This window comes from Rhodococcus sp. PSBB066 (assembly GCF_017068255.1).
GTDB lineage: Bacteria > Actinomycetota > Actinomycetes > Mycobacteriales > Mycobacteriaceae > Rhodococcus > Rhodococcus aetherivorans.
Genome location: NZ_CP070859.1, coordinates 1,473,618 through 1,490,173 on the forward strand (window position 1 = coordinate 1,473,618; position 16,556 = coordinate 1,490,173).

General features: G+C 68.6%; 17 protein-coding genes, 1 tRNA gene and 1 pseudogene. 10 read left to right on the plus strand and 9 right to left on the minus strand.

Annotation, left to right across the window (positions count from 1 at the left end):
• The first annotated feature begins 13 nt into the window (after nt 1-13).
• The gene (locus JYA75_RS06885; protein WP_051446174.1) at nt 14-511 is read left to right on the plus strand and encodes a MarR family transcriptional regulator; all 498 of its coding nucleotides are present in this window, start codon (nt 14-16) and stop codon (nt 509-511) included.
• Nucleotides 512-615: 104 nt separating this feature from the next.
• Entirely contained in the window at nt 616-1,167 is a 552-nt protein-coding gene (locus JYA75_RS06890; RefSeq protein WP_037201207.1) for a peroxidase-related enzyme, read from the plus strand.
• Nucleotides 1,168-1,170: 3 nt separating this feature from the next.
• Here the strand turns inward: JYA75_RS06890 and JYA75_RS06895 are convergent, their stop codons facing one another.
• The 3 genes from JYA75_RS06895 to JYA75_RS06905 all read right to left on the minus strand — a co-directional run bounded on the left by JYA75_RS06895 (nt 1,171) and on the right by JYA75_RS06905 (nt 3,323).
• Entirely contained in the window at nt 1,171-2,310 is a 1,140-nt protein-coding gene (locus JYA75_RS06895; RefSeq protein ID WP_029546477.1) for an AI-2E family transporter, read from the minus strand.
• Nucleotides 2,311-2,493: 183 nt separating this feature from the next.
• A tRNA-Met gene (locus JYA75_RS06900) sits at nt 2,494-2,570 on the minus strand.
• A 12-nt stretch (nt 2,571-2,582) separates the two neighbouring features.
• Entirely contained in the window at nt 2,583-3,323 is a 741-nt protein-coding gene (locus tag JYA75_RS06905) for an FCD domain-containing protein (protein WP_203329818.1), read from the minus strand.
• Nucleotides 3,324-3,400: 77 nt separating this feature from the next.
• On the opposite strand from JYA75_RS06905, the pseudogene JYA75_RS06910 reads away from it, so the two are divergent.
• Nucleotides 3,401-3,788, plus strand: a pseudogene (locus JYA75_RS06910) (PPOX class F420-dependent oxidoreductase).
• 7 nt (nt 3,789-3,795) lie between these two features.
• Here the strand turns inward: JYA75_RS06910 and JYA75_RS06915 are convergent.
• Complete coding sequence (locus JYA75_RS06915) at nt 3,796-5,463, minus strand: L-lactate permease (protein WP_006940638.1); 1,668 nt, start codon at nt 5,461-5,463, stop codon at nt 3,796-3,798.
• Between the two features lie 187 nt (nt 5,464-5,650).
• Here JYA75_RS06915 and JYA75_RS06920 point away from each other — a divergent pair, with 187 nt between their 5' ends.
• Genes JYA75_RS06920 through JYA75_RS06935 form a run of 4 tightly spaced genes read left to right on the plus strand, consistent with a single transcriptional unit; the run spans nt 5,651 to nt 8,788 of the window.
• Nucleotides 5,651-6,415, plus strand: a complete 765-nt coding sequence (locus tag JYA75_RS06920; RefSeq protein ID WP_006940640.1) for a (Fe-S)-binding protein — start codon at nt 5,651-5,653, stop codon at nt 6,413-6,415.
• Nucleotides 6,412-7,914 (plus strand): LutB/LldF family L-lactate oxidation iron-sulfur protein, encoded by a 1,503-nt coding sequence (locus JYA75_RS06925; RefSeq protein WP_185713223.1) that lies wholly within the window; start codon nt 6,412-6,414, stop codon nt 7,912-7,914. Before JYA75_RS06920 ends, JYA75_RS06925 begins: the two co-directional genes overlap by 4 nt.
• Entirely contained in the window at nt 7,911-8,534 is a 624-nt protein-coding gene (locus tag JYA75_RS06930) for an LUD domain-containing protein (protein WP_006940643.1), read from the plus strand. The genes JYA75_RS06925 and JYA75_RS06930 overlap by 4 nt, the downstream gene beginning before the upstream one ends.
• Nucleotides 8,531-8,788: a WhiB family transcriptional regulator gene (locus tag JYA75_RS06935; RefSeq protein WP_185713222.1), complete on the plus strand. Its 258-nt coding sequence runs from the start codon at nt 8,531-8,533 to the stop codon at nt 8,786-8,788. The genes JYA75_RS06930 and JYA75_RS06935 overlap by 4 nt, the downstream gene beginning before the upstream one ends.
• A gap of 51 nt (nt 8,789-8,839) precedes the next feature.
• Here JYA75_RS06935 and JYA75_RS06940 read toward each other — a convergent pair whose 3' ends face one another.
• Nucleotides 8,840-10,471, minus strand: a complete 1,632-nt coding sequence (locus JYA75_RS06940) for an FAD-dependent monooxygenase (RefSeq protein ID WP_185713221.1) — start codon at nt 10,469-10,471, stop codon at nt 8,840-8,842.
• Nucleotides 10,472-10,499: 28 nt separating this feature from the next.
• Complete coding sequence (locus JYA75_RS06945; RefSeq protein WP_185713220.1) at nt 10,500-11,462, minus strand: MBL fold metallo-hydrolase; 963 nt, start codon at nt 11,460-11,462, stop codon at nt 10,500-10,502.
• Nucleotides 11,463-11,562: 100 nt separating this feature from the next.
• Here JYA75_RS06945 and JYA75_RS06950 point away from each other — a divergent pair, with 100 nt between their 5' ends.
• From JYA75_RS06950 to JYA75_RS06960, 3 genes are all read left to right on the plus strand, one after another.
• Nucleotides 11,563-12,129 carry a MarR family winged helix-turn-helix transcriptional regulator gene (locus tag JYA75_RS06950; protein WP_037201204.1) on the plus strand — a complete coding sequence of 189 codons (567 nt, stop codon included), beginning with the start codon at nt 11,563-11,565 and terminating at the stop codon, nt 12,127-12,129.
• 109 nt (nt 12,130-12,238) lie between these two features.
• Nucleotides 12,239-12,565, plus strand: coding sequence for a DUF485 domain-containing protein (locus tag JYA75_RS06955; protein WP_006940653.1), 327 nt, complete (start codon nt 12,239-12,241; stop codon nt 12,563-12,565).
• Between the two features lie 5 nt (nt 12,566-12,570).
• Nucleotides 12,571-14,079, plus strand: coding sequence for a cation acetate symporter (locus JYA75_RS06960; protein WP_065923364.1), 1,509 nt, complete (start codon nt 12,571-12,573; stop codon nt 14,077-14,079).
• A 74-nt stretch (nt 14,080-14,153) separates the two neighbouring features.
• Here the strand turns inward: JYA75_RS06960 and JYA75_RS06965 are convergent, their stop codons facing one another.
• Genes JYA75_RS06965 through JYA75_RS28725 form a run of 3 tightly spaced genes read right to left on the minus strand, consistent with a single transcriptional unit; the run spans nt 14,154 to nt 16,530 of the window.
• The gene (locus tag JYA75_RS06965) at nt 14,154-14,471 is read right to left on the minus strand and encodes a hypothetical protein (protein ID WP_232334139.1); all 318 of its coding nucleotides are present in this window, start codon (nt 14,469-14,471) and stop codon (nt 14,154-14,156) included.
• Between the two features lie 50 nt (nt 14,472-14,521).
• Nucleotides 14,522-15,742 carry a hypothetical protein gene (locus JYA75_RS06970; RefSeq protein WP_065921963.1) on the minus strand — a complete coding sequence of 407 codons (1,221 nt, stop codon included), beginning with the start codon at nt 15,740-15,742 and terminating at the stop codon, nt 14,522-14,524.
• Nucleotides 15,742-16,530, minus strand: a complete 789-nt coding sequence (locus tag JYA75_RS28725; protein WP_239010539.1) for a hypothetical protein — start codon at nt 16,528-16,530, stop codon at nt 15,742-15,744. The genes JYA75_RS06970 and JYA75_RS28725 overlap by 1 nt, the downstream gene beginning before the upstream one ends.
• Nucleotides 16,531-16,556 lie beyond the last annotated feature (26 nt).

Below are 16,556 nucleotides of genomic sequence, written 5' to 3' on the forward strand. Positions count from 1 at the left end.
TAAGATAGACAACATGGTTGACGGAACGGTAAACCAAGTTGTCGAATCCGCGCAAGGCCCCGGCTACGAGCTGCCACTCCTGCTGTTCGCGGGATTCCGTGCCCTGGTCGACGCTCTGCATCGGCAGCTCGCCGAGGAGGGGCATCCGGACGTGCGCCCCGCGCACGGCTTCGCGATGCAGGCCATCGGAACCGCCGGCGCCTCGGCCAGCGAGATCGGCCGCCGTCTCGGCGTGTCCAAACAGGCGGCGGGCAAGACGGTGGATCGGCTCGAGCAACTCGGGTACGTGCGGCGGGAGGCGGATCCGTCCGATGCGCGCGCGAAGACCGTCGTCCTCACCGACCGAGGCCTCGACTGCCTCCGGCGCTCCGCGGCGATCTTCGACGAACTCCGTGGCCGGTGGGGCCGGACGTTGGGCTCCGAGCGCCTGCGGCAGCTCGAAGCCGATCTGCGCACGGTCGCCGGCGCCGAGGGCTTCCGTCTCGATGCGCAGGCGTGGTTCGACCGGTGACCGCCGTGGCGCGGCGATCTGGACAACTCGGTTAATTCCGGTTAACTTCAGGGTCCGTTGTCCCGACCGGCCCAGGAGACCTTGTGAGCACGCGCTTTCCCGCCATGGAACTGAAGGATCTGCCCGGGGACATCGCAGAGCGCGTCCTCGAAGTGCAGGAGAAGTCGGGGTTCGTGCCCAACGTGTTCCTCACCTTCGCGCGACGTCCCGCCGAGTGGCGGGCCTTCTTCGCGTACCACGACGCGATCATGTTGCGGGAGGACTCCGGCCTGACCAAGGGCGACCGGGAGATGATCGTCACCACGATCTCCGCCGCCAACAACTGCCTGTACTGCGTCGTGGCGCACGGCGCGATCCTGCGGATCTACGAGAAGAAGCCGACGGTGGCCGACCAGGTGGCGGTCAACTACCGCACCGCCGACATCGAACCGCGGCAGCGCGCGATGCTCGACTTCGCCACCAAGGTCAACGAGCGTGCCTACGACGTCGACGACGCCGACTTCGCGGCCCTGCACGCCCACGGCTTCACCGACGAGGACGCCTGGGACATCGCCGCGATCACCGCGTTCTTCGGCCTGAGCAACAAGATGGCCAGCGTGACCGGGATGATGCCCAATCCCGAGTTCTATCTCATGGGCCGGGTGCCGCGGCAGTAACGTTCAGCCGTCCTCGTCGTCGCGGGGTTCCGGCTCGGGCTTCGTCCTGCCGGTGGGGTCGACGACGAGTTCGTAGCGGCGTCCGTATGTTTCGACCAACGCCTGCAGCACGGCGACGACGGGGACCGACACCAGCGCCCCGATCGCACCGAACAGCGACGCGCCGACGATCACCGAACCGAATGCGACGGCCGGGTGGATCGACACGGTCTTCGACGTGATCCGCGGGTGCAGCACGTAGTTCTCGACCTGCTGATAGGCAGTGCCGAACAACACCACCCACAGCCCGTCGATCGGCTGGTTGGCCGCGGCGATGATCGCCGGCAGCGCGATCGCGAGATACGTCCCGAGGGTGGGCACGAACTGCGACACGACCCCGGTCCACAGCGCGAGCGGCAGCCAGTACGGCACACCGATCGCCATCAGGAAGATGCCGGTGCCCACGGCGCTGACCGCACCCAGGATGAGCCGCGAGACGACGTATCCGCCGGCCTTCTCGACGGAGGTCTCCCACACCGTCGAGATCACCTGCTGCTGCCGGGCCGGGAACCAGCTCGAGATCGTGCGGCGCATCGCCGGTCCCTCGGCCGACATGTAGAACACGAACAGCAGCATCGTCATGGCCTGGAAGACCACTCCCACCACAGACGACACCACCCCCACGACCCCGGGGGTGAACCGCTGGACCAGTTCCCGGACGGTCTCCGGGGTCAGGCGGAGGAGCTCCGGACCGGTGGCGAAATTCGTGTCGAAGACGCGGTTGGCCCATTCGGTGACCGCGGTGAGGGCGTCCGGCAGGGCCTTCAACAGCTGGCCCAGCTGCTCGACGAGCAGGGTGCCGAACAGCGCGACGAACCCGATCGCGAAGGCCAGCAGAGAGAAGAGCACCAGGCCGGTGGCGGCGCCGCGCCGCATGCCGACGCGTTCGAGCCAGTCGACGACCGGCTCGAGGGTGATGCTCAGCAACCACGCCAGGAACAGCAGGCCCAGGAACCCGCGCAGGTTGTGGAACAGCCAACCCGAGAGCTGGTAGGCGGCGACGGCGAACAGCACGTACAAGATCGCCGGCCGCAGCCAGCGGGGAGCACGCCGGCCGGCGTTCTCACGCTGCGCCGGTCGCCCGCCCGGGTCGTCCTCGCTCATCGCACACTCCGCGGTCGCCCGACTGTTCCGTACACAGCGGGAATGTACTCGCCTGCCCGCCGTGGCTCGGAGCGAATGTATCGGTCGCTACCGCTGTCGAGATGAGCGATACATTCGCTCGGCCCACAGGGTTCGCACGGGACAACGAAACCGGCCCGGACTCGTGAGAGTCCGGGCCGGTGGTGGTAGCGGGGACAGGATTTGAACCTGCGACCTCTGGGTTATGAGCCCAGCGAGCTACCGAGCTGCTCCACCCCGCGTTGCATCGCCAACTATACACGAGGTCGGGGGTGCTCGCGTTCAGGGGCGTCCGGGCGCCCCAGGCTCTCCGCGTAGTAGCCGCGAATGTGCTCGACGATACGGGCGCGGGCCAGCTCGGGATCGCCCGCCCGAACGGCTTCGAGCAGCCCGCGGTGCTCGCAGCGCAGCCGGGTGCACGTCGTGGGCCAGGTGGTCAGAGGGGCGCCGGCGAGCACGTAGCTTTCGATCGAGTCGCGCAGGCCCGTCATCATCGCCGCGATCACCTGGTTTCCGGCCGCGTCCGCCATCGCGATGTGGAACCGGGCGTCGAGCACCAGGAATTCGTGTGCGGCGAGCGTCGCGTCGTCCATCGCTTCGAGCAGTTGCTCGGCGTGCGACAGGTCCGGGGTGGGGTCGCTCGCGGCCAGCGCGCGCATCACCTCGGTCTCGAGGACGAGACGGGTCTGCACCACGTCCGACACCGGGAAATTCTGCGCTGCCACCTGCAGGCGCATGAGCATGGACATGCCGCCGGTGGGCCGCGAGACGATCATCGCGCCCGCGGTGGGCCCGGAGCCGGTCTGCGCGGTGAGCAACCCGAGCGCTTCCATCACGCGCAGTGCCTCCCGCACCGACGAACGGCCCACCCCGAGCTCGGCGGCCAGGACGCGTTCCCCGGGCAACCGCTGGCCGGGGGCGAGGTGTCCCGAGACCAGTTGCTGCTCGAGGTGGTTCAACACGGTCTCCCATGCGCGGGGCTCGGACTGCGACATGGTGCGAGCCTATGCCGTTTGCCGGTCGCACCGAACGCGCGGATCCTGGGAGACAGTGATCCTCGTGAGGAGCAGTCATGACCGAACCGATTCCTCCCGAGCTCGAACCGTTCGTCGCCGAGAAGGTGGTGCTGCTGCAGACCCGGAAACGGGACGGCAGCTGGGTCGACACCCCCGTCAACATCGCGGTGCGGGGCGATCGCGCCTATTTCCGTACGCCCGGGCGGGCATCGAAGAACAAGCGGTTGAAGAACTTTCCCGAGGTACGCATCAGCCCGTGCACGTGGCGGGGGCGGGTCACCGGATCCGCGGTCGAGGCCACCGCCCGGCTGCTGTCGGGCGCCGAGTCGCGCGATCGACCGCAAGTATCCGGTGCTGCAGCGCTACCTGGTGCGTGCCGCCCACAAGGTCATGCGCACGCCCACACTGCACTACGAGCTGACCGGGCTGCACCCGCCCCGGTAGTGCCGGCTCACGGCAGCATCCACGACAGCACCGGAGTCGACTGGAGATACACCAGCACACACAACAGCGCGAGCATCCCGACGCTGTAGCCGACGACCTTGCGCAGCAGCAGCGGCTCGCTGCCCGGCCGGGCGACTGCGGTCGCCGCGATGGTGAGGTTCTGCGGGCTGATCAGCTTGCCGACGACACCGCCGGAGGTGTTCGCCGCGACCAGCAGTGTCGGATCGATACCCGCGGCCTGGCCCGCTGTCTGCTGCAGCCGCGCGAACAGCGCGTTCGCCGAGGTGTCCGAGCCGGTGACGGCGGTACCCAGCCAGCCGAGGATCGGCGACAGCAACGCGAAGATCGCGCCGGTGCCGGCGAGCCACGTACCGATCGCGACGGTCTGCCCGGAGTGGTTCATCACGTACGCCAGTCCGAGCACCGTCGCCACTGTGGCGATGGAAAGCCGCATCTTCCACAGTGTTTCGCCGAAGGTGCGGAAGGTGAGCCGGACGGTCATCGGGAACCGCCCGTCGCCGCTGCGCACCGTGTACACGACGCCGACGATGATCCCCGAGAGCAGCAGGAGTGTGCCGGGATTCGACAGCCACGGCAGCGTGTAGATCGCCCCGGTCGACGGATCCCCGCTCGCGGTGAGCAGATTCCCGTACAGCCCGGGCCACTCGATCTTGATATCGGTGCCCGACAGCCACTTCGGCACGTCGAGGCCGAGGGTCCACAGCTTGGCGATGCCGAACACCACGATGACGAGCAGGTACGGGAACAGGGCCATTGCCGTGCGCACGGCGCCGATCGGTTCGGCCGTGACGTGCGAATGCTGGTCCTCGGGCGTGGTGGGCCGCCAGAACCGCAGCATGAGGACGGCGGCGGCGAGCCCGACGAGGGACGCGACGACGTCGGTGAGTTCGTACGAGAAGTTGCTCGAGCACCAGTACTGGGCGACCGCGAAGGCGAAACCGGTGACCAGCGCGATCGGCCACACCTGCCGGACGCCGCGCCGGCCGTCGACCAGCAGCAGTAACAGCAACGGCACGAACCACGCCAGGACCGGCGTCTGCCGGCCGACGACGGCCGCGATCTCGGTCGACGGGATGCCGGTGAGGTTGCCGGCGGTGGTGATCGGAATTGCCATGGCGCCGAACGCAACCGGTGCGGTGTTCGCGACGAGCACGGTGACGGCGGCGCGGATCGGGGGCATTCCGATCGCGATGAGCATCGCGCCGGTGATGGCGACCGGTGCGCCGAATCCGGCGAGGGCCTCGAGCATGCCGCCGAAGCAGAATGCGATGAGCATCGCCTGGATGCGCATGTCGCCGTGACCGACCGAGTTGAACACGTGCCGCAAGTCCTCGAAACGTCCACTGACAACGGTGAGTTCGTAGAACCAGATTGCGGTCACCACGATCCACATGACCGGGAACAGGCCGAACGTGATGCCCTGCAGCGCGGACAGTCCGGCCAGCGGCGCCGGCATGCCGAAGCCGACGACGGCGACGACGAGCGCGACGGCGAGCGCGCCGAGCCCGGAGTACCAGGCCTTGAGCTTGAGGCCGGCGAGCAGCACGAAGAACGTCAGCAGGGGGACCAGGCCCAGCAGGGCCGTCGCGGTGAGGTTGCCGGCGACGGCGGTGGTCGACGGCGTGTACGTCACCGCCAGCAGTTCGGTTTCCACATGAAACTCCCGGTTTGCGCCGCGGACCGCGGCGGGTTCTGTGGTCAGACCACAGGACCGTACACCATGACCCCGGTCACAATCGAGTGCCGGAGGGATCCGGGAGAATTTCGGCCGAGGGGGTGACGCACCGCACCGACCATGCGTTACTGTGGTCTGACCACACAGACCCGATGCGGAGATCCACATGCGAATCGCCCTGTTCGCGACGTGCCTCGGGGACACGATGTTCCCCGGTGCCGTCTCGGCCACCGCCCTGCTCCTCACCCGGCTCGGCCACGACGTCGTCTTCCCCGAAGGCCAGACCTGCTGCGGCCAGATGCACGTCAACACCGGCTACCAACCCGACGCGCTGCCCCTCGTCGAGAACTACGCCGACACCTTCGGCGACACCCACATCGACGCGATCGTCGCGCCGTCCGGGTCCTGCGTCGGTTCCGTGCGGCACCAGCACGAGATCGTCGCCGCCCGCTACGGCTCGCCGGCGCTGTGCGGCCGCGTCGACACGGTGAAGGCGAAGACGTACGAGCTGTCCGAGTTCCTCGTCGACGTCCTCGGCGTCACCGACGTCGGCGCCTACTTCCCGCACCGGGTCACCTACCACCCCACCTGCCATTCGCTGCGCATGCTGCGCGTCGGCGACAGACCGCTGCAACTGCTGCGGGCGGTCCGCGAGATCGACCTCGTCGAACTGCCCGAGGCCGACTCCTGCTGCGGATTCGGCGGCACGTTCGCGATCAAGAACGCCGAGACCTCCACCGCGATGCTCGCGGACAAGCTGTGCAACATAGCCGCGACCGGCGCCGAATACTGCAGCGCCGGCGACTCGTCGTGCCTGATGCACATCGGCGGTGGGCTCTCGCGCCTGCGCACCGGGGCCCGCACCATCCACCTCGCGGAGATCCTCGCCTCCGTCGAACCGGCCGTCGCGCCGAAGGGAGTGCCCGCATGACCGTCCTCGGCATGCCCGCCGTCCCCCCGCGCGGCTCCGGCAATCTGCGCGGCACCGAGAAATTCCCCGCCGCAGCGCATCACGAACTCGCGAACACCCAGCTGCGCCGCAACATCGGCAAGGCCACCCACACCATCCGGGCCAAGCGGCTGAACGTGACCGACGAACTGCCCGACTGGCAGCAGCTCCGCGACGCCGGCGCCGCCGTCAAGCGCGACGTGCTCGGCCGGCTGCCGGAACTGCTCATCGAGCTCGAGGCGGCGGTCGTCGCCCGCGGTGGCGTCGTGCACTGGGCGGCCGACGCCACCGAGGCCAACGCCATCGTCACCGACCTGGTCCGCAAGACCGGCTCGGACGAGGTCATCAAGGTCAAGTCGATGGCCACGCAGGAAATCGGGCTCAACGAGCATCTCGAGGACCAGGGGATCACGGCCTACGAGACCGATCTCGCCGAACTCATCGTCCAGCTGGGTCACGACAAGCCGTCGCACATCCTCGTCCCCGCCATCCACCGCAACCGCGCCGAGATCCGCGAGATCTTCCTGCGCGAGATGCCCGATGTCGACCCCGATCTCGACGACAACCCGGCACATCTCGCGGCCGCGGCCCGCAAGTTCCTGCGCCGGAAGTTCATGACCGTGCCGGTCGCGGTGTCGGGCGCGAACTTCGGGATCGCCGAGACCGGCACGCTCGCCGTCGTCGAATCCGAGGGCAACGGTCGCATGTGCCTGACCCTGCCGCAGACCCTCATCACGGTGATGGGCATCGAGAAGCTGCTGCCCACCTTCCGGGACCTCGAGGTGTTCCTGCAACTGCTGCCGCGGTCGTCGACGGGGGAGCGGATGAACCCGTACACGTCGATGTGGACCGGCGTCACCCCCGGCGACGGACCGCAGGAGTTCCACCTCGTGCTGCTCGACAACGGCCGCACCGCCGCGCTCGCCGACGGGGTGGGACGCGAAGCGCTGCACTGCATCCGGTGCTCGGCCTGCCTGAACGTGTGCCCGGTGTACGAGCGCACCGGCGGGCACGCCTACGGCTCGACGTATCCCGGGCCGATCGGCGCCGTGCTCAGCCCGCAACTCGCCGGCATGGACACACCGGGTGACCCCAACGCGACCCTGCCGTTCGCGTCGAGCCTGTGCGGAGCATGTTTCGACGCGTGCCCGGTCAAGATCGACATCCCGTCGCTGCTGGTCGAACTGCGGCACCAGAAGGTCGAGCACGCGCCGTTCGGGGTCGAGGCCGCGGCGATGAAGGCGGCCTCGCTGGCGATGTCGTCGTCGCGCCGGTGGACGGCCGCGCAGAAGGCCGTCGGACTCGGCCGGCTCCTCGCCGGGAGGAAGGGGAAGATCACGACGCTGCCCGGGCCGCTGGGAGGCTGGACCGAGGCGCGTGACATTCCGGCACCACCGAAACAGACGTTCCGGCAATGGTGGAACTCGGACGAGGGGCGGGCCGCGCTGGCGCAGGCTCGCGAGAAGGGACGACAGCAGTGAGCACCCGGGATGTCATCCTCGGCCGGATCCGTGACGCCCTGACCCTGGCTCCGCCGGAGCCCGTGCAGGTTCCGCGCGACTATCGCACCGGACGAACCCTGCCCGACGCGCAGCGCCGGGAACTGCTCGTGGACCGGCTCGTCGACTACAAGGCACACGTCCACGAGTGCACGCCCGGCGACCTGCCCGACGTGCTCGCACGGGTCCTCGCAGAGCGGGGTGTGCGGCGCGTGGGAATTCCCGCCGGACTGGATCCCTCGTGGCTGGCGCGGTTCGACGGTGACGTGGTGGTGGACTCGGCCGAGATCCCCGCGCCGGACCTCGGCGCACTCGACGGCGTCGTCACCGCCTCCGCCGTCACGTGCGCCGAGACCGGCACGATCTTCCTCGACGGAAGCCCGGGCCAGGGGCGGCGTGCGCTGACCCTGGTGCCGGACCTGCACGTGTGCGTGGTGCCGCTCGCCGACGTCGAGGTCGGGGTCCCGGAGGCACTGGCCCGGCTGGTGCCGGAGCGGCCCACCACCATGATCAGCGGCCCGTCCGCAACCTCCGACATCGAACTCGAACGAGTCGAGGGTGTGCACGGTCCGCGGACCCTGGACGTGGTGATCGTTGGGTGAGCCTGCTGAGCGAGCACACCCGGCCGACCCTCGGCTGGCGGTTCCGCGGTAGCTGCCGATCCGCCGGTGAATTCTACTTCTTCGCCCCGGACGACGAACCATCGCACGTCCGGCGCCGGCGCGAGGCCGCCGCGAAGCGGATCTGCGCGAGCTGCCCGGTGCTGACGGAGTGCCGAACCCACGCGATGCTCGGCAGGGAGCGGCACGGTGTGTGGGGCGGCCTGTCGGAGCGGGAACGCCGCACCCGGCGCTGACCGCGGACGCGCTCCCCGGTTTGTGACCGGGGAGCGCGTACCACTTCTGTGTCACACCGCGGCCACCAGCGGGGCCACGACCCGCCGTCCGGTGGCGGTGCGGATCGCATCGGTCAGCACGGCCGGGTCCGCGGTGTCGACGACCGCGGCGATGTGCGCGTCGGGCCGGACAACCCACACCTCGTGCGCTGCCGCGGAAAGGCTTTCGGCGAGCGCGCCGGTCGCGTCGATGTCGCCGATGGCGTGGATCCGAACCGGCGCGCTCGTGGCGTCCAGCGCGAGCGTGCGCAGCGTGGTCGCGTCGACGTCGCGGCCGTGCAGGAGCAGGATTCCCGCCCGGGCCAGCGCACGCAGGCGCGTGGCCCGACCGCACACCGCGACCGGCATGTCCGGCAGCAGAACGCCCGGAACAGGCTGTGGAGCAACACCCCTGGCGGGCCGACCAGCGAAGGGACGGGCCGGGTCCGCGGTGGTCAGTGGCGAGTCGGCATACCAGAACGGTTCCGCGAGGCGGCCCGAGTCGACCTGGGCGCGGGCGTCGGCGTCGTCGGCCGCCGCCTCGAGGATACGCAGGCGGTGTGCGCGCTGCTCGTCGGTCTGCGGCACCAGGAAATCCATTGTCGCGGAGGTGACCTCGATGTTCTCGCGCGCCGCGGCCCGCCGCTCCAGGTCGTAGGTGTCCAGGAGCGACTCGTCGGCCCAGCCGCGCAGCACGAACGCGAGCTTCCACGCGGCGTTCTCGGCGTCGCCGACCCCGGAGTTCAGGCCGCGCGCACCGAACGGCGACACGAGATGAGCGCAGTCGCCGGCGACGAGGACGCGGCCCACGCGCATCCGGTCGACGAGACGAGCATGGAAGCGGTACACGGACTTCCACACGATCTCGTAGGGCAGCTCGGCGCCGATGATCCGGCGGATCCGGCGGTCGAGGGCGCCGCTCTCCGTTTCGGCCTCGAGGTCGTAGTCGCCGGGGACCTGCCAGTCGATGCGGAACGTCGAATCCGGGCACGGGTGGATGAGCACCTGGCGTCCGGGATTCCACACGGGATCGAAGTAGAACCTGCGCTCGTGTGCCCAGCCGGGGATGTCGGCCTTGATGTCGCAGATGAGGAACTTGTCGTCGAACGTGCGACCCGCGAAGTCCAGCCCGAGGTGCGTGCGGAACCCGTCGGCCCGCGCCCCCATCGTCGCGACCGCGTAGGCGACGGGCACGACGGCGGGACCGTCCGGGGTCGTGCACAGCACGCGTACGCCGGCGTCGTCCTGGTCGATACCGTCGACATGGTGACCCCACCGGACCTCGATGAGCGGTTCCTCGGCGATGCGCTCGTCGAGCAGCTGCTCCGTGCGGGCCTGGGAGATGTTGACGAACGGCGGGAACGCGGAGCGGCCGTTGTCGACGAACGGTTGGGTGAACAGCTTCTCGTCGCGGTAGAAGGTGCTCGCGGTGTCCCACGTGACGCCCTCCGCGGCGACCTGCTCGCCGACACCGACGGCGGCCCACACTTCGAGCACGTCGCGTTGCTGGCAGATCGCCTTCGAGCCGATCGGGTCGCGTTCGGGGCGAGCGTCCAGGACGATCACGCGAATGCCCCACCGGGCGAGCAGCAGGGCGGTGGTCTGCCCGACGGGTCCGTTCCCGAGCACCGCGACGGTGCCGTTGTGAATGTTCCGCACTGTCATCACATTTCCTTCTCGTACCGTGGTGGGGTCAGCTCTGGAGCTGGGCCCAGACCTCGTGGTCGCGCTCGGCGGTCCAGATCACGGGCCGTTCGATGCCGGACAGTTCGTCCCACACCCGGGAGACGTCGAACGGCAGGCAGTGCTCGAAGATCGGCCAGTGCCCGTAGCGGTCGAACAGTGCCGCGCGCGTCGCCTCGAACGCCTCCTTCAATGTGCCGCCACGCCGCTGCACGGTCCCTACCTCGGTGAGCATCACGTTCAGGAAGTGCCGGGTCTGCTCGATGGCGGCGTCGACCTCCTCGCGGCCGCGGCTGACCGCGCCGCGCCCGCCGACGAGCGCCTCGGCGCCGAGCGCCTTGATCCGGTCGAGTGTGCCGGTGGACCAGTCGCGGTGGAACGCATCGCCCGTGTACAGCGCGGCCTGCGCCTCGACGAGATCGCCGGCGAACAGGATCTTCTGCTGCGGCAGCCACGCGACGATGTCGCCCTCGGTGTGGCCGCGGCCGAGGTGCTGGAGTACCAGGTTGCCGCGGTCGCCACCGAGGTCGATGGTGAGCCGGTCGCTGAACGTCAGTGTCGGCCAGGTCAGGCCGGGCACGGAGTCGGCACCCTTGGCCAGGCGCGGCATGCGGCCGAACTCGGACTCCCAGTCCTCCCGGCCGCGCTCGGCGATGAGGTTGTAGGTGTTCTCGTGCGCGACGATGGTGTCGGCGTCGAAGGCGGACGCTCCCAGCACCCGCACCGCGTGGTAGTGCGAGAGCACGAGGTAGCGCACGGGCTTGTCGGTGTGCTCACGCAGCTTGGCCAGCCAGTCGCGCGCCGCGACCGGGGTGGCGAGCGCCTCGAAGCACACGAGGAAGTCCTCGCCCTCGACAGCCCCGAGGTTGGGATCGCCCTCGGCGGTCAGCGCGTACACCCCGTCGGCGAGAATCTCGAGGGTCTGCTCCTTCTCGCCCAGATCGGCGGAGGAAGCGAAGGACAGTGCGGTCATATGGAACCACCCCAGTTAGTAAAAGGTTTGAACGAATCTGTGACCAATGTAAGTGGCGTCACACCGGATGCGCAAGCCTTTGACCACTTCGGCACGGTGCATGCGGCGCCACCTCTACGCTGGCGGGGTGAGCGAGCCTGCGGACGACGTGGACAACCTGGACTTTCTGAGCTTTGTCGACTTCGCCGTGCGCAAGACGACGCGCGTCATGCCCGAGGTCGATCCCCAGTCGATGCGGCTCGTGCTCGAACTGACCCGGGTCGCGAGTGCACTCGTCTACGACCTCGAGTCCACCGTGCACCGCCCGCAGGGCTGGAGCTGGCCCGGCTTCCGGGTGCTGTTCATGCTGTGGTTGTCCGGGCCGAGCGATGCCAAGCGGGTCGCCCAGCTCTCCGGTATGAGCCGCGCCGCCGTGTCCGCGCTGGTCAACACGCTGGAACGGGACGGCCTCGTGACCCGGCGGCGCTCTGAGCGCGACCGGCGCTCGGTCGAGCTGAGTCTGACCCAGGCCGGCGTCGACGCGATCACCAGCACCTACGCGGCGCACAACAAGCGCGAACGGACCTGGACGAGCGTGCTGACCAAGCCCGAGCAGACCATCCTGATCGGCCTGCTGGAGAAGCTCGCCACCGCGGCCGACGACCTCGATATCCACACCCGCGACTGAGTCGCGGCGCCGGAGTACTTGCGCTTTGTGATGGCCCTCACTTACGGTAGGGCGTCCAATCAATCAAAGCATTGATTGATTGATCCCTTCACACCCCATTGAGGTGATCATGTCGCTCGACATCTCCACGGCCGCCGGCGGCGGCACGACCCGGCCGGACGACGCCGGTCTCGACGCCGTCCTCGCCCTTGCTCGGCAACGCCGACGCCTGTCGCTCGGCTCCGCAGCCGTCCTGCTCGCGGTGTTCATGGGCTACATCGTCCTGACAACCTCCACCACGGTCTTGTCCGGCCGCCTCGGCGGACTCGGCATCGCGTACTGGGTCGGGTTCGCCGTCTTCGCCGCGATCCTCGTCGTCGCGCAGATCTACACCCGCTGGGCGCGCCGCATGGATGCAGTCGTCGATGCGCACCTTGCCGCGCTGGAAGGGCGGTGACCGGCATGGGACTCAGCGTCGCGATCGTCGTCGCCATCATCGGTGTCACCCTCGGCATCACCTACCTGGCCGCCAAGCGCAACACCTCCACGGACTCGCACTACGTCGCCGAGGGGCAGGTCGGGCCCGTCGGCAACGGACTGGCCATCTCCGGCGACTACGTGTCGGCCGCTTCGTTTCTCGGTATCACCGGCATGATCGGGATCGCCGGGTTCAGTGGCTTCTACTACGCCACCGCGGTGCCTCTGGCGTACCTGCTGGTGCTGCTCATCATCGCCGAACCGCTGCGCAACCTCGGCCGCTTCACGCTCGCCGACGCCGTCGCCGCCCGGTTCGACGGCCGCGGACTGCGCGCCGCTCTCGCCGTCACCACGATCGTCATCTCCGCGATGTACATGGTGATCCAGTTCGTCGGCGCGGGACTGCTCGTGCAGGCCCTGCTGGGCATCAAGTTCTGGGTCGCCGTCATCGTCCTCGGGCTGCTCATGGTCGTCTACACCATGTTCGGCGGCATGCTCGCCACCACCTGGGTGCAGGTGCTCAAGACCGGGCTGCTGCTGACCGGCACCGCTCTCATCCTGTTCCTGGTGCTCGCGAAGTACGGGCCGAGCCCGCTGCACGTCGTCGAGCCGCTGCCGGACTCGGTCACGTCGTCGCACCCGCAGAACACCACCAAGACCTTCGACATCATCTCCCAGCAGCTCGCCCTTGCCCTCGGCGTGATGGGTCTGCCGCACGTGATGGTCCGGTTCCTCACCGTCAAGGACGCCCGCGCCGCCCGCAAATCCGGTGTGGTCGCACTGTGGATCTTCAGCGCCTTCTACGTGGTGCTGCCGTTCGTCGGATACGGCGCGATCCGCGCCCTCGGATCCGACGCCATCGCCGCCGCGCATCCACAGGGTAACCTCGCCGTCGTTCAGCTCGCCGGCGCCCTCGGCGGTCCTGCCCTCGAGGCCGTGATCATCGGCATCACCCTCGCCACGATCCTCGCGGTCCTCGCCGGCGTCGCCATCGCCACCTCCGGAGCGTTCGCGCACGACCTCTACACTCACGTCGTCAAGGGCGGAAAGGCCACCGGTGAACAGCAATTGAAGGTGGCCCGGCTGTCACTGCTCGGCATCGCCGTCGTCGCCATGTTCCTCGCGCTCGGGGCCAAGGGCTTCAACCTCGGCTTCCTCGCCAACGTCGCGTTCGCCGTCGCCGCGAGCACCAGCCTGCCTGTGCTGCTGCTGAGCATCTACTGGCGCGGATTCAACCGCGTCGGCGCGACCTGGGCCCTGGTCGGCGGCCTCGCAGTGAGCCTCGGGTTGGTGGCGATCAGTCCCAACATCCTGGGACCCACCGGGCTGATCCACGGGATCGACCCGATCTTCCCGCTCACGATCCCGGCCCTCGTGTCCGTGCCGGCGGGATTCCTGCTGGCCTATGTGGGCTCGCTGGTCGGCCGCTCCCGGCCGGAGGCCGCCGGCACCGACTTCGCCGAGATCGAACGCCTCGCACTCATCGGCCGCTGACACGGCCGGTGTGTCCTTCGGGCTGCCAGGACAGCCCGAAGGACACACCGCCGCGGCCACCACGGGTAGGGGAGCTACTGCCAGGGGATCCGGTAGGACTCCCATTCCTGCCCTTCCGCAGTCGAGGTACGCGGCGGTTCCGGGAACCACCGGAGCCGCGGATTCGTCTTGAGTTCGGCCACCTCCGGCGGAACCGGACGCGCCGTCACCTCGATCTCGGACCACCGGCACTGTCCGGCAGCGACTCTCGACGCATACAGCCGCAACTCGGGGGACGCTTCCGCGGTCGCTGCGAGTTGTTCCATCAACGCATCGTCGACCTCGATGCGTCGGTCCCGGTCGGCGCCGGCGAACCCTCGTGCGCGGATCACGGCAGCTTCGAAGTCGGTCACGGCCTGGTGGATTCGCCGCAGTGGACTGTCGAGGTGCGGCGGTACTTCCCTCATATCGCATCCGCCCACGGGTCCTCACCGACCGAATACGCGCTGGAGGGCTTGTTCACGGGGCCGCTCACGTCTGCGACGCCGGCGAGGTCGATGGCCACCTCCGCCCTGTGCTCGGTGCGCTCGTGCGCCTCGGTCAGCGGCGCCAGCTTCTGCTCGACCCGATCCTTCAGGACGTCCGCCGGCGACGACAGTGCGTCGAGGAATTCCTTCAATGCGTCGGCGAGCTCGCGGATCCGGTCCACTACATCGTCGACGAATTCCATCGTGTTCTGAACGATTTTGGTGATCGTGACGATCTGTGCGGCCGTACCGACGAACGGAGTCTTCTTCAGCAGGAACTTCAACTTCTGCAACGCGTCGTCGAATGCCACTTCTTCTTCGAGCATCTCCTTCAGTGACCGAACCGCCGTGACGATCCCCTCCCGGATCTTCTCCGCAACCAGGTAGCACGTCTCCTTGATGACGCGTCCGACCGGTCCCTCCCATCGGAGGGCATCGACGATGCGGTCGGCGTAGTCCGTGAACGCCCGGGCGGCCTGCCCGCCCCAGTGGGGATCCAGGGTCCGGACGACGGCGGCGAGGTTCCCGCCGCTGGTCTCTACCGCCTCCCCGGCGATGCGATAGGCGTCGCCGAGGCGCTCGAGTTCGTTCCAGTTTCCGCCCAGCGGTTCGACGACCTGCGCGATCGGGCTCCACCCGGTCAGCATGTCGATCGCCTCGTCGACATCGCCGAGCCAACCGGCTGCATCCGCGACGACCTGGCGGACGTCCTCGGGGAGGGTTTCGGGGTGACCGAGTTCGATCCGGTCCGGACCGCCATGCGGGAAGGTGCCGGGATACGGCCGCGCCGGACCGGGCGCCGGTGTGTCGGGATCGAATGCGTCGACCGACTCCGGGAAGAGCATGTTGGCATTGAGCCGTTCGTAATTCCGTGCCTCGGTGTCGTCGTACATCCACGCGCACCGGTTCAGTTCGATGCTGGTCTTCAGGCAGAGATCGGCAACCTGGAAGTATCGAGACTGTGCCGACGGGAGAACCGCCTGGAACCCGGCCCGGATCGTCTGCAACAGCACACCGTCGAAATTGCCGTTCGGCTCACCGTGGACGGCGAGATACCGGTTCGCCCGCACAACATCGTGTCCGATCTCCTGCACGGCGACGGCAGCGCCGGCTATCCGGCGTGTGGTGGCGGAGAATTCCTCGTGCGTCCCGGACATCACGATCTCCTCAGCGACGCGACGAGATCATCGATAGAGCTGTCGTCGAGCTGTCCGGCCACACCGCGATCCGCCCGGACGACGAAGACCGCGACCTCCGCTGTTGCAAGGCCGGTGGTGGCCACGACGTCCAACCGCGCTGCCGGCGGGGCACATTCGTCGGTGGGTGGGATGTCGGACACCAGAGCCGTGATCCGGACTGCCGGGTTTCCGGCAATCTCGAAATGGACGGGGTCCGAATAGTTGATCGTCGGCAGTCGTCCGTCGTCGGAGTACATCCATTCGACCGCCCGGACTTCGTGAGCAGCGACGGTCAGGAGGTCGCCCGCTGGGCGCCCCGTGATCCCCACTGCGGCCAGCATCGACATGTCGTCCGCCTCGCAGTACTCCTTCCCGAAAGCGGATGCCGAACCGATCATCATCGCTGCACCGTCCCGGCTTCTCCAGCCCATGACCGATTGGCCCTGCCCGAACCAGCCGGCTGGAGTGGTGTACGTGAGCCCGAACCGTGTCGGTACCGGTTGCGGTTGCCCTTCGGGAACCTCCGGCGGGAGCGGAGCGCGCTCCATCGACGGGAAACCCGGGGGGAGTTCGCGCGGTGGTGTTGCGGCAGTGGGCGACTCGGTGCGTGTCGTCGTGATCGGTGGTGGTGGCGCCCAGCCGGAATCCGGAAGGTCCGGCCTCAGCAGGCTCGCTGCTGCGGATATTCCACCGATGGCCAGCAAGCCCCCCACGTACCACAACGCCACCTTGGCCAGCTGAAGGACAACGACGCCCCATTTCGACATTGTTCGATCCCCCCTATCGACGGCAG